The 11,971-nt window shown below is 59.5% G+C and carries 13 protein-coding genes; 1 reads left to right on the top strand and 12 read right to left on the bottom strand.

What is annotated here, in order from left to right; translation table 11 throughout:
• Positions 1–128: 128 nt before the first annotated feature.
• From ABV589_RS06800 to ABV589_RS06810, 3 genes are all read right to left on the bottom strand, one after another.
• Positions 129–947, bottom strand: coding sequence for an SDR family oxidoreductase (locus ABV589_RS06800; protein WP_367085356.1), 819 nt, complete (start codon positions 945–947; stop codon positions 129–131).
• Positions 948–1,217: 270 nt separating this feature from the next.
• Complete coding sequence (locus ABV589_RS06805; protein ID WP_367085357.1) at positions 1,218–2,093, bottom strand: SMP-30/gluconolactonase/LRE family protein; 876 nt, start codon at positions 2,091–2,093, stop codon at positions 1,218–1,220.
• Positions 2,094–2,228: 135 nt separating this feature from the next.
• Positions 2,229–2,945 carry a FadR/GntR family transcriptional regulator gene (locus ABV589_RS06810; protein WP_367085358.1) on the bottom strand — a complete coding sequence of 239 codons (717 nt, stop codon included), beginning with the start codon at positions 2,943–2,945 and terminating at the stop codon, positions 2,229–2,231.
• Between the two features lie 375 nt (positions 2,946–3,320).
• On the opposite strand from ABV589_RS06810, the gene ABV589_RS06815 reads away from it, so the two are divergent.
• On the top strand, positions 3,321–4,256 hold the full coding sequence (locus ABV589_RS06815) for a transposase (RefSeq protein WP_135295914.1): 936 nt from the start codon (positions 3,321–3,323) through the stop codon (positions 4,254–4,256).
• 48 nt (positions 4,257–4,304) lie between these two features.
• On the opposite strand, the gene ABV589_RS06820 is transcribed toward ABV589_RS06815, so the two are convergent.
• The 9 genes from ABV589_RS06820 to mltG all read right to left on the bottom strand — a co-directional run bounded on the left by ABV589_RS06820 (position 4,305) and on the right by mltG (position 11,968).
• Positions 4,305–4,865: a DUF1285 domain-containing protein gene (locus ABV589_RS06820; RefSeq protein WP_007967615.1), complete on the bottom strand. Its 561-nt coding sequence runs from the start codon at positions 4,863–4,865 to the stop codon at positions 4,305–4,307.
• Positions 4,866–4,880: 15 nt separating this feature from the next.
• Positions 4,881–5,486, bottom strand: a complete 606-nt coding sequence (locus ABV589_RS06825; RefSeq protein WP_007950810.1) for a DUF4823 domain-containing protein — start codon at positions 5,484–5,486, stop codon at positions 4,881–4,883.
• Positions 5,487–5,735: 249 nt separating this feature from the next.
• Positions 5,736–6,704 carry a radical SAM protein gene (locus ABV589_RS06830; protein WP_367085359.1) on the bottom strand — a complete coding sequence of 323 codons (969 nt, stop codon included), beginning with the start codon at positions 6,702–6,704 and terminating at the stop codon, positions 5,736–5,738.
• Between the two features lie 137 nt (positions 6,705–6,841).
• On the bottom strand, positions 6,842–7,480 hold the full coding sequence (locus tag ABV589_RS06835; RefSeq protein ID WP_007950805.1) for a TetR/AcrR family transcriptional regulator: 639 nt from the start codon (positions 7,478–7,480) through the stop codon (positions 6,842–6,844).
• A gap of 457 nt (positions 7,481–7,937) precedes the next feature.
• Positions 7,938–8,729 (bottom strand): TatD family hydrolase, encoded by a 792-nt coding sequence (locus tag ABV589_RS06840; RefSeq protein ID WP_367085360.1) that lies wholly within the window; start codon positions 8,727–8,729, stop codon positions 7,938–7,940.
• Positions 8,730–8,744: 15 nt separating this feature from the next.
• The gene (locus ABV589_RS06845) at positions 8,745–9,101 is read right to left on the bottom strand and encodes a PilZ domain-containing protein (RefSeq protein ID WP_007967607.1); all 357 of its coding nucleotides are present in this window, start codon (positions 9,099–9,101) and stop codon (positions 8,745–8,747) included.
• A 42-nt stretch (positions 9,102–9,143) separates the two neighbouring features.
• Complete coding sequence (locus ABV589_RS06850; protein ID WP_367085361.1) at positions 9,144–10,127, bottom strand: DNA polymerase III subunit delta'; 984 nt, start codon at positions 10,125–10,127, stop codon at positions 9,144–9,146.
• Entirely contained in the window at positions 10,120–10,752 is a 633-nt protein-coding gene (gene tmk / locus ABV589_RS06855) for a dTMP kinase (protein ID WP_007967603.1), read from the bottom strand. Before tmk ends, ABV589_RS06850 begins: the two co-directional genes overlap by 8 nt.
• Before the next feature lie 19 nt (positions 10,753–10,771).
• Positions 10,772–11,968 carry an endolytic transglycosylase MltG gene (gene mltG / locus ABV589_RS06860; RefSeq protein WP_367085362.1) on the bottom strand — a complete coding sequence of 399 codons (1,197 nt, stop codon included), beginning with the start codon at positions 11,966–11,968 and terminating at the stop codon, positions 10,772–10,774.
• Positions 11,969–11,971: the final 3 nt, after the last annotated feature.

The raw sequence follows: 11,971 nt of genomic DNA on the forward strand, positions 1-11,971 counted from the left end.
AGCGGGAGCGAGCTCCCTCGCCACAGGTGTGGTGGCGTGACACGTACTGCTGCAAAGCCTTTTGAAAATAGTCATATCGTATGATGATTAGATTTCACGCGGAGTTCACCGCCTGAAACCCGATCCACTCAGTCGTGGTACATCACCGAGCGACCACCATCGATGGTGATGCACGAGGCGTTGATGAACGGCGCTTCATCGCTGGCCAGAAACACGGCGGTCATCGCCACTTCGAGCGGCTGGCCGATGCGTTTTGGCGGGTGCAGATCGAATGCGCGTTGACGCTCGGCGTGCGGATCGGCAAAGCCGTTCCAGTAATCGACGTTGAGTTGCGTCTCGATGTAGCCCGGGGCGATGGCGTTGACCCGAATGCCCTTCGCCGCGTATTCGATACCCAGCGCCCGGGTCAGCCCAAGCAGGCCGTGCTTGGCCACCGGATACGGGAAGCAGCCGGGAATGATGTGGCTGGAATGGGTCGAGGCGATGTTGATAATGCTGCCGACGCCCTGCTCGATCATCTGCGGCAACACGGCTTTGCAGCCGTACCAGGCGCCGTCCAGATCGATGGCGAAGCAGCGACGCCAGTCTTCTTCGGTCATTTGCAGCGGATCGCGGAACACGTTGACCCCGGCGCAGTTGACCAGCACGTCGATGCGCCCGTGCAGCTCAACCGCCAGTCTGGCCATGGCGTGCAAGTCCTGCTGGCGCGAGACGTCAGCCTTGATCGCCTGCACGTCGTAGCCCTTGTCGCGCCAGTGGGCGGCAACCTTCTCGACTTTCTCTGCCTGAATGTCGCTGATCACCAGTCTGGCCTGCTGCGAGGCGAAGGCGGCAACGATCGCCTCGCCGATGCCTTGAGCGGCACCGGTCAGCAGCACGACTTTGTTTTTCAGACGCTCACCCTTCGGCGGCGCGGGCACCGGCGGCAAGGAAAGAGGTTCAGCCATGGATCAGGACTCCTGTTCGTCAGCACAAAAAAACCGGGCATCTGTCGATGTCCGGTCTGGAAGACTGTGAAAACGAAACAGGCAGGCGCGGCGAGCGACGCCGGACCGTTGCGAGACGCTGACTCCGCTGAGGAGTGCGATAAAGATTCGCTGCATCACTTCACCTGTTTTGTTCTTTTTAAGTGTGAGTGCGTGTTACTGCTGGAGCCGACTATAAACCCGACCGCCAAATAATCTCAATATATAATTTTGCATCCCATATTTTGGGATTTAGCCAGCGAAGCGTGTGCAGAGCTTGCCCGGTACATCGATTCGCATCGACAGGACGGCGCCATCCAGCGGATGGTTGTGCGGACTGTGGGCGCTGGTGATGTACAGGGTTTTCAGGTCTTCGCCGCCGAATACGCAACTGGTCGGGCGGCTGACAGGCAGATCAATTTTGCGCTCGACCTTGCCGTCCGGCGTCAGGCGCAGCAGGCAGCTGCCGTCCCAACGTGCGTTCCACACATAACCCTCAGTGTCGATTGCCGATCCGTCCGGGCCGCCATTCTGGTCAGGGCCATACCAGATCTCGGCGTTATCCAGATTGCCATCGGTGTGAATGAAATAGCGATTGAGCGCCCCGTCGAGGCTGTCGCCGAACAGCAGCCTGGTGCCGTCGTCGCTCCACAACAGCGTGTTGGGAATGCCGAGACCTAGCAGCAATGGCGTAACACGCTGGTCGGGATCAATGCGAAACAAGCCACCGGAACGACGCTCAATCGGCAGGTCTTCGCCGTGGTCGCCGATGTTGTTCTGCATGGTGCCGAGCCACAGCCGACCCTGAGCGTCGCAGCGCGCTTCGTTGGGCCGATTGCCCGGTTGCGGGTCGGCGATGCAGAACAGTGTCAGGCGTGGCTCAAGGCCCGGTGAATCGAGATCCAGACGATAGACGCCGCTGCTCAGGGTCACCAGCGCATCGCCGCTGGCACAGGGGATGAAGGCGGAAACGTGCTCGGGCATCTGCCAGATCTGCACGTTGTTGCCGATCAGCCGCAGCGCCTGCTTGCCGGCGATATCGACCCAGTACAGTGCCTGGGTCGGGGCGTCCCAGAATGGCCCCTCGCCGAGCTTGGCGCGGTGTTGAGTTACGGCGGTCCAGCTCATGGCAACTCCTTGGGTCTTGGTGTTCTAAATGTGGGAGCGAGCTTGCTCGCGAAAGCGGAGTGTCAGTCGAAGGCGGTGTATCTGATTCGCCGCCTTCGCGAGCAAGCTCGCTCCCACAGGGGAATTCAGGCTTTGTCAGCTGGCTTTTTTGTCGGCCATCACCTGCGGGTAAAAGCGTTTGATCGCAAGGTCTGCGTTGTCGATCAAGGTCATGCAGGCCCACACCCCGCGCGCTGAATCACGGGCAGCAATGGCGTCGGCCATGTCCTTGTGGATCGGCAAGGTGCGACGCAGTTCATCGGGGTCCGCGGCGGAGACGTCAAACGACACGGCGAGCAAGGCGCCGAGGGCCGGGACCATTTGCTCGATGAACTGGTTGTGGCTGGCGGCCAGAATGCATTCGTGGAAGGCCTGATCGGCACGGTTGTAATCGATGCCGCTGTCGACCGCCCGCTCCAACGCGTTGTAGGCCAGTTGCACCGCGTGAATCTGCTCCAGACTGGCGCGCTCGCAGGCCCAGCGCACAGCCATCGGTTCGATGGTACGGCGCAGGTCGAGCAGGTCATCAACAAAGTTTTCCGGCAGGCCGTTGCGTGAGAGCCAGCCGACGACTTGCGGATCAAACAGGTTCCAGCGCCGCACCGGCAACACGCGGGTACCGACTTTCGGCCCGACTTCGAGCATGCCTTTGGCAACCAGGGTTTTGATCGCTTCGCGGATCACGGTGCGGCTGACACCTAACTGCTCGCCCAGATCCGCCTCGACCTTGATCGCCTGTCCCGGCTTGACCTGGCCGGCGGCAATCCAGCTGCCCAGCCAATCGACCGTTGATGCATGAAAGCTGCTGGACATGGACACCTCAAAGCGGATCGCGATGGGTGTCCACGCTAATGATCATATGATTAACAGTCAATCGAGATTTCAAGGTGATTCTCAAAACCAATGTGGGAGCGAGCTTGCTCGCGAAAGCGGTGTATCAATCAACCTAAGTATCGACTGACTTACCGTCTTCGCGAGCAGGCTCGCTTGTATGTTTAGACTTGAAGGGGTGGGCGGGACTACAGACTCGATTCTGACTCTGACCAGTACAGACCGTGGGAGACTTCTCGTCCCGCCCCTTCTACCCAAAGCGCCAATAAGGAATTCATCGGTAAACCGACGACAGAGACAAGCCAGCGCAACGGTAGACCCCAACAAGCTCTTAAACCCTAGCTCCGAGGATTCGTCATGACAATCCTTACTTCGCAGACGGTTGTTGGTATCGATATCGCCAAGGCCGAAATCGTTGTCTATCGCGCCGACCTGGAAACCATTGAAGCGGTCAAGAATGATCGTGCCGCCCTCAAACGTTGGCTCAAAACTCTGCCCGCGCAAAGCGCTATCGCTGTCGAAGCCACCAATATCTACCATTTGGAGACTGTTGATCTGGCTCATGCGATGGGACATCAGGTCTATGTGGTGGATGCTTATCGAGTCAGCCACTATCGTCGCGGTGTCGGTCAGCGAGCCAAAAATGATCCCTGCGATGCACGCGTGCTCGCACGCTATCTGACGAATGAACAAAGCAAACTGCGGCTTTGGAACCCGCCTCCTAAAGCCTACACCGTACTGAAAAGCTTGCTGCACAGACGCGCGACGCTGATTCAGAACCATACGGGTCTGATGTTGAGCTGGGCCGATGAACCCTTGCTGAAGAAAGAACGTACGGCTCAGCAAAAGGCATTCGAGCGATCCGACAAGGTCATTCAAAACCTGCTGCGCAAAGTCAGCAAAGAGGCCGGTATTGATGACAATATTGGCCGCTGCAAAGCAATCGAGGGCGTGGGAGAGTTGACTGCGACTGGGTTGGCAACGACCTATATGCGCGGTGACTTTGCCAACAGCGACGCGTTCATCGCGTTTTTGGGTATGGATCTGACGGTGGACGATTCGGGGAAAAAGAACGGCCCGAGGTTCCTGAGCAAAAAAGGAGATCCGGAGATCCGTCGATTAGCCTACAACGCCGCAATGGCGGCGTGTCGCTCAACCAAGTGGAAGCCTTTTTACGAGTCTTACCTGGCCAGAGGCTTCTCGAAAACACAGGCATTGGTAGCTCTTGCTCGCAAGCTCTGCCGAGTGGCATTCACCCTGATGAAGAATCAGGGCGAATACCGATCAGTTTGAGATTCTAGGGTTGCTGAGCAACATAGAATCTCCCACAGTGATTTGTGTTTAAGGCTCGAGGCCGATGCGGAAGAACTCGCCACCGCTCCACACACCGAGCCAGCGCTGCCCGTCGATTTCACGACTGACCGCCAGCTCCACCAGCTGGTAAAACACATTGCGGTGAATCAGCGCTTCGAGGTTGGTACGCACATGCACGTAAGGCGCAGGTTCCTGAGTGGTCGGGTCGATCTCGACGCGGATCGGATGTTCCGGCCCGGCCTCGGCGGTCTCTTCAACGTTGGTGGTGAAACGCAGGACCTGCGCCTCGCCCTCGCCTTCCACTTCCACGGCAATCGCCACGAACGGCGCGTCGTCGACCTTGATCCCGACCTTCTCGACCGGGGTAATCAGGAAATAATCATCGCCGTCGCGGCGGATGATGGTGGAGAACAGCTTGACCATCGGCTTGCGCCCGATAGGCGTGCCCAGGTAATACCAGGTGCCGTCGCGGGCGATGCGCATGTCGATGTCGCCGCAGAAGTCCGGGTTCCACAAGTGCACCGGCGGCAGGCCTTTGGTTTTGGGGATCTGCCCCAACAGGTCATTGGCTTTTTGCGGTCCACTCATGGCGTACTCCTTGGTTTATTGGTCGCCGACCCCCAACAGGCTGCGCGCATATTGCGCCAGCGGCGGGCCGATCAGGTCTTCCGGCTTGTTATCGTGGAACGTCAGTAAACCGCCACGACTCTTGATGCGCGCAGTATCAATCAAATACTGGGTGCTGGTCTCGATCAACATGATCTGAATCACCCCGCCGTCGATGCCCAGGCGATCCACGGCTTCCTGATCGAGCCATTCGTCAGAGTTGCCGATGCGGTCGTCAGCCTTGGCGAAGCGGGTGTACAGCAGGTAGTGCGCGCCGGCATCTCGAGCTTCGCCCATCGCTTGGTCAAGACCTTCCGGGGCACGGGCGCGGCGGACCATCGGGAAGTATTCGACAAAGCCCTTGAACGCTTCTTCAGCCACCACGTTCGGCCGTGGGTAGGAGCCACCCGGCGGTGCGAATGAACCTTGGGCGATGTAGATGAACGAGTCCGGCTGAATGCGGAAATTGTTCACCCGACGGCTGTCGCTGTGATCCAGCAGCCCCGCGTCGCTCATCTGATAGCGAGTGCCTTCGGCCATATCGCTGACAGTCATACAGCCGCCAAGCGCCAAAACGGCCAGCAGCAAAACCAGGCTACGCATCCTCATCCTCCAGAAGCCGGTGACGGAAAACCGGCGAATGGCCGTTGGATGCAGCTTTTGCGCCAGTCCTTGTAACTGCGCAGGTATCCGATTTGAAATAAGGTATTTGTGGCGAGGGAGCTTGCTCCCGCTCGGCGGCGCCGCGCTCGAAAATCCGGGATTTAGAGTAAGCCGGACGAGCTGACATGAATGGATTTCGGGTTGACTGGCAACCCAGCGGGAGCAAACTCCCTCGCCACAAAAGCCAGTTCAGCCGCCGATGATCTTCATGACGGTCGCACCACCGGAGAACGCCACTTCCTGCTTGTCGCCCAGCGCCTTGACCAGCAAACGCTGCAATGCCGGCAATGCCTGATGACGCGGCTTGTCGAGCAGATCACCGACATAGTGGCGGTTGCTCGACGACAGGCAGCCGTGCAGCCATCCCGTCGATGACAGGCGCAGACGCGAACAGGTCCGGCAGAACGGCACGCTTTCGTTGGCGATCACGCCGAAATGGCCTACGCCCGGGATCGCATAGCGCACGGCTGTGGCATCCACCGGCGCATCAGCCTGGGCGTACTCGTAGCGCTCGCCGATCAGGCTCAGCAGTTGCTGCAGACTGACGAACTGTTGCAGAAAGGCATTCGAGTCGGTGGCGAGGTGGCCCATGCGCATCAACTCGATGAAACGCAACTCATAGCCCCGTTCCAGGCAGTAATCGAGCAGCGGCATCACCTGATCCAGGTTCTGCCCGCGCAACGGCACCATGTTGACCTTGATCTTCAGCCCCGCCGCTTTCGCCTGCTCCATGCCATCGAGCACAGTGGCCAGATCGCCGCCACGGGCAATGCTGCGGAACGCGCCGGCATCCAGGGTATCGAGGGATACGTTGATCCGGCGCAGACCGGCGTCCACCAGCAGCGGCAGTTTTTTCGCCAGGAGCTGACCGTTGGTGGTCAGGCTGATGTCTTCCAGGCCCATCTTGCCGACGGCGCTCATGAAAGATTCGAGTTTGGGGCTGACCAGTGGCTCCCCACCGGTGATGCGCAAGCGCTCGATGCCGGCGGCTTCGATCAGATACGCCACGCCGCGCGCCATGGCCTCGGCCGACAGTTCATCCTGCGCAGCCACCAGCCGCTTGCCGTTGGGCACGCAGTAGGTACAGGCATAATTGCAGGCTGAGGTCAGGCTGATGCGCAAATTGCGAAAACGCCTGCCTTGACGGTCAACGATCATGATCACTCCGGCGATAGAATTTCGAGCCGCTAAAACTTGACTCACAAATCAAGTTTTAGCAAGCCCTATGCCTGAGTATATTCCTGCGGTACTGCGTCATGTAGCGAAATCATGGCGCAATAAGGCCGCTGAATGATTCAGCTGCTCGGGGTTTCCGGGTCGCGCTTGCGCTTGTTGCCCATGCGCACGCCAATGTCCATCAGGAACTGGAAGAAACCTTCCTGATCTTCCAGCACATTGCTCCAGAACGGCGAGTGATACAGCGCCACCGCGCCGTGCACCAGCGCCCAGGACGCGCAGTAGTGGAAGTATGGCGGCACGTCTTCGAGCTTGCCTTCGCTGATCCGGCCCTTGATGAGCAAGGTCAGGCGTTCGAAGTTCGAGGCACGGATCTTGTGCAGCTCCTCGACCATTTCCGGCACCTGATTGCCTTTTACCACCTTCTCTTCGAGACGGTCGAACAGGCGATAGCGCTGCGGGTCGCGCATGCGGAATTCGAAGTAGGCACGGGACAGCGCTTCCTTGTCCTTGTCGACATCGGCCGAATGCAGCAGCTCGTTCAAATCACGCTCGTAATCGAGCATCAGGCGCAGATAGATCTCGGCCTTGGATTTGAAATGCTTGTAGATCGTGCCTTTGCCGATACCCACGGCATCAGCAATCATCTCGACGGTGACACTGTCTTCACCTTGTTCGAGGAACAGCTTGAGCGCGGTATCGAGAATTTCTTGCTCGCGGCGACGAAACTCACGGACCTTACGAGGTTCTTTGTGCATAAGAAAAGGTCTGAAGGGTCAAAATTCGAAGCCGCGTATTATGCCTAACTTGCGCAAAAATGCACGGATCATCCGACCATATCTGTGTTTCTTGTTCATTTTGCGAACGCTTGGGGCTCAATGAGAACTCAACTGAAGCGCCCGTATTCCAAATTTGTTTAAAAACCCCGACCGGCTAACTGGACTGAGCGCCAGACTGATCAATACTTGAACTGTCGGCCGGCATCTCCCCCAAGTGCCGCGCCGGTAAAGGTACCAAGGGACCGCGTGCCTTTGTTTTACTCCTAATGGTCTTAACCCGGATTCACCCCCCAGAACCCGGGTTTTTTTTGCCTGCGATTTGGCGTAAATCCCTGTCATTTACGCCCACCGCGCTTGTAGGAGCTGCCGCAGGCTGCGATCTTTTGATTTTGATTCTTTAAAAACAACATCAAAAGATCGCAGCCTTCGGCAGCTCCTACATGGCGGATTTAACACTCGCCAAGGGGAACAGGCGCTTGAAGTTCTCGGTGGTCTGCTCGGCAAACCGCTCGTAGTTTTCCCCACGCAGCATCGCCAGAAACTCCGCGACTTCGCGCACGTACTGCGGCAGGTTCGGCTTGCCGCGATACGGGATCGGCGCCAGATACGGTGAGTCGGTCTCCACCAGCAGGCGATCGGCCGGCACTTTGCTCGCCACGTCGCGCAGAGCGTCGGCGTTGCGGAAGGTGACAATGCCCGACAGGGAAATGTAATAACCCATGTCCAGCGCCGCTTTGGCCATGTCCCAGTCTTCGGTGAAGCAATGCAGCACACCAGCCTGGGGCAACGCCGCTTCTCGCAACAGCTCAAGGGTATCGGCACGGGCGCCACGGGTGTGGATGATCACCGGTTTGCCGGTCTGCTGCGCCGCTTGCAGATGCAGGCGGAAGGATGCCTGCTGCAGCTCGGCGGCTTCCGGTTCGTAGTGGTAATCCAGACCGGTCTCACCGATCGCCACCACTTTCGGGTGATTGAGCTCCTGCAGCAGCCAGTCCAGCGCAGGCGCAGCGCCCGGTTGCACATCCAGCGGATGCACACCGACCGAGCAATCGACGTCGTCATAGCGTTCGGCGAGGGCTTTGACGTCGGCGGCGTTGTCGGCACTCACGCCGATGCACAGAAAGTGCCCTACCCCGCGCTGGCGAGCTGCAACGAGCGCAGCATCCAGCGAGCCGTCATGGGCGGCGAGGTCGAGGCGATCAAGGTGACAATGGGAATCTACGAGCATAAAAGAGACTGCAACTTACATCGTATGAGTGGGACGGTCGGACTTCAGTGCTCCGGCCAGATGGGTTTCGATGCGACTGCGGGCGGTGTTGTCGCCATCGTTGAATTGCACGCCGACGCCAGCTGCACGGTTGCCCTGGGCGCCTTTGGGGGTAATCCAGGCGACCTTGCCGGCCACCGGAATCTTCTCCGCCTCGTCCATCAGGTTCAGCAGCATGAACACCTCGTCGCCCAACTTGTAGCTCTTGTTGGTCGGGATGAACAAGCCACCGTTCTTGATGAACGGCATGTAGGCGGCGTACAGCACCGATTTGTCCTTGATCGTCAGGGACAGGATGCCGTTGCGCGGCCCGGGGCTGATGGCTTCATTCATGTTGACCTCCACTGCTGATGTTCAGAGTCTAGGTACACATTCTTATCTTTGACCAGGCAATCCCGCCCATTGCACCAATAACGCTTCCAGCAGCAGGGCCGGGTTGAGGTTGGCTTTGCTCAGGACTTTCTGCCGCTGGGCGAGAATCCAGTCCTGAATATCGAGGACTTTGCCCTGGGCGCTTTTCTGCGCCAGGTACTGCACGACTTTGCGCATATCGGTCAGACCGAGGCCGTTTTCATCCTGGGTCAGTTGATAACGCAGGATCAGGCTCGACCAGTCGCAGAACCAATCAAACAAACGCAGCATCGGAATGTTTTTCCATTCCTCGGCCAGTTGCGTCGGCGATTGCTGCTGCTTGAGCAGCTTCTTCACCCCTTCGACCACCTGCGCCCGCTGTTCGCGCACGCCCTGGGACTGCAGACTGACCGCCGCCAGTGGCGAACCGGCTGCCAGCGTCAGCAATTCGATGCGTTCGTCTTCGGAACACTCCGGCAGCGCCTGCGCCAGCCATTGCAGGCTCATGGCCTCGCCCGGCAGCGGACATGCCTGCTGCACGCAGCGGCTCTTGATCGTCGGCAGCAAACGGCTCGGCTGGTGACTGACCAGCAACAGCACCGTATCGCCGGAGGGCTCCTCAAGGCTCTTGAGCAAAGCGTTGGCGGCGTTGATGTTCATCGACTCCACCGGCTCGATCAGCACCACCTTGCGCCCGCCCAGTTGCGCGGTCTGCACCACGAAACTGACCAGATCACGGACCTGATCGACCTTGATCGCCTTGTCGGCTTCTTCCGGCTCAAGGATGTAGTTGTCCGGGTGGCTGCCGGCCTTGAGCAGCAGGCAGGATTTGCACTCACCGCACGCCTCCGGCGTCGGACGCTGACACAGCAGGCTGGCCATCAGACGCTCGGCCAGCGCGCGCTTGCCGATCCCGGCCGGGCCGTGCAGCAGGTACGCGTGGGCGTGCTGGCTACGTCCGGCCAGTTGCTGCCAGAGGCTGTCCTGCCATGGATAGGCCTCAGCCACGAATCAGCTCCAGCAAGTTCGGAATCAGAGTATCCAGCGATTGCTGAACCTTGACCAATGGCTGACCGGCATCGATGCGCACATAGCGCGCTGGATCGGCTTCTGCGCGCTGCAGAAACGCATTGCGTACCGCTTCGAAAAACGCCCGGCCTTCCAGCTCAAACCGGTCCAGACGGCCACGGGCACTGGCGCGGGCCAGGCCGATTTCCACCGGCAGATCGAAAATCAGCGTCAGATCCGGACGCAGGTCGCCCTGAACGAACGTCTCCAGCGCGGCAATGCGCTCCAGCGACAAACCGCGACCGCCGCCCTGATAGGCGTAAGTCGAGTCGGTAAAACGATCGCACAATACAACGGCGCCGCGAGCCAGCGCCGGGCGGATCACCTCGGCCAGATGCTGGGCGCGTGCGGCGAACACCAGCAGCAGCTCGGTGTCGGGGTTCATGACTTCATCGGCCGGGGCCAGCAGCACATCGCGGATGCGCTCGGCGAGTGGCGTACCGCCGGGCTCGCGGGTCAGCACCACTTCGACACCTTCGGCGCGCAGGCGCTCGGCGAGGTATTCGCGGTTGGTGCTCTTGCCGGCGCCTTCCGGGCCTTCCAGGGTAATAAACAAGCCAGTCACAGGCAGTCCTTAATCAAAGTCATTGCGCGTTTTGCGGTGCGGTCGCGCCGGGCTCGGCGGCAGGAGCCGGTGTCGGTGCAGGTTCCTGAGCGGGAACCTGTGGCAACGCTTCAGGTGCGGTATCCGGAGAGGCGGCAGGAATCGTGTCCTCCGTCGCCGTGGCCGGAGCGGCCGGCGCATTCGCCGGGGCCGGGCTGGAGCGATAATCGGCGCGGCGCTTGAGCTGGAACTCGCGCACCGCGCTGTTGTGCGCATCCAGGTCATCGGAAAACACATGGCTACCGTCGCCACGAGCAACAAAATACAGACTGTTGCCTTCCACCGGATTCAGCGCGGCATGAATCGCCTCGCGGCCGACCATGGCAATCGGCGTCGGCGGCAATCCGGGAATCACATAGGTGTTGTAGGGTGTCGGCTCCTTGAGATGAGCACGGGTCAACTTGCCGGTGTAGCGATCGCCCAGGCCGTAGATCACGGTCGGGTCGGTTTGCAACTGCATGCCCAGCGCCATGCGGCGCACGAACACGCCGGCAATCTGCCCCCGCTCCTGCGGCACACCGGTTTCCTTTTCCACCAGCGAGGCCATGATCAGCGCCTGATAAGGTTCAGTGTACGGTGCATCGGCCGAGCGGTTCTCCCACTCCTTGGCCAACACTTCATCGAGACGATCATAGGCTTTCTTCAGCAAATCGACGTCGGAGAAACCCCGCACGAAGCGATAAGTGTCCGGGAAGAAGCGCCCCTCGGGGAACAATCCGCGATGACCGATTTTCTCCATCACCTCACTGTCGCTCAAACCCTTGAGGGTCTGCTCGATCTTTTCATCTTTGGCCAGTGCGGCGCGGACCTGGTGAAAATTCCAGCCCTCGACCAGCGTCAGGCTGTACTGCACCACTTCACCACGTTTCCACAAGTCGATCAGACCGTTGACAGTCATGCCCGGCTGCATGCGGTATTCACCACTATGGATCGGCGTGCCGGCCAGGTTGAAGCGCCAGTAGATGCGCAGCCAGAAGGCGTCCTTGATGACTCCATCGGTTTCGAGTTCAAGGAAGGTACGGGTCGGCGTCGAGCCTTTCGGCACATCCAGCAGTTCTTCCTGCGTGATGTTCAGGGGCTGTTCCAGCGCCGAATGAATTTTCCAGGCGCTGGCGCCCATCAGCAGCCCTGCCAGAACCAGTCCGGTTTCCAGCAGCAGCAAGAGTTTACGTCTCACGAA

It is taken from the genome of Pseudomonas sp. HOU2, assembly GCF_040729435.1.
In the GTDB taxonomy this organism is placed as follows: domain Bacteria; phylum Pseudomonadota; class Gammaproteobacteria; order Pseudomonadales; family Pseudomonadaceae; genus Aquipseudomonas.

Excerpts from the sequence above, each read along its gene's own strand:
- ABV589_RS06825 (WP_007950810.1), bottom strand. The coding sequence starts at position 5,486 with ATGCGTAGCCTGGTTTTGCTGCTGGCCGTTTTGGCGCTTGGCGGCTGT.
- ABV589_RS06840 (WP_367085360.1), bottom strand. The coding sequence starts at position 8,729 with ATGCTCGTAGATTCCCATTGTCACCTTGATCGCCTCGACCTCGCCGCC.
- ABV589_RS06845 (WP_007967607.1), bottom strand. The coding sequence starts at position 9,101 with ATGAATGAAGCCATCAGCCCCGGGCCGCGCAACGGCATCCTGTCCCTG.
- ABV589_RS06815 (WP_135295914.1), top strand. The coding sequence starts at position 3,321 with ATGACAATCCTTACTTCGCAGACGGTTGTTGGTATCGATATCGCCAAG.
- ABV589_RS06800 (WP_367085356.1), bottom strand. The coding sequence starts at position 947 with ATGGCTGAACCTCTTTCCTTGCCGCCGGTGCCCGCGCCGCCGAAGGGT.
- ABV589_RS06835 (WP_007950805.1), bottom strand. The coding sequence starts at position 7,480 with ATGCACAAAGAACCTCGTAAGGTCCGTGAGTTTCGTCGCCGCGAGCAA.
- ABV589_RS06830 (WP_367085359.1), bottom strand. The coding sequence starts at position 6,704 with ATGATCGTTGACCGTCAAGGCAGGCGTTTTCGCAATTTGCGCATCAGC.
- ABV589_RS06805 (WP_367085357.1), bottom strand. The coding sequence starts at position 2,093 with ATGAGCTGGACCGCCGTAACTCAACACCGCGCCAAGCTCGGCGAGGGG.
- ABV589_RS06810 (WP_367085358.1), bottom strand. The coding sequence starts at position 2,945 with ATGTCCAGCAGCTTTCATGCATCAACGGTCGATTGGCTGGGCAGCTGG.
- ABV589_RS06820 (WP_007967615.1), bottom strand. The coding sequence starts at position 4,865 with ATGAGTGGACCGCAAAAAGCCAATGACCTGTTGGGGCAGATCCCCAAA.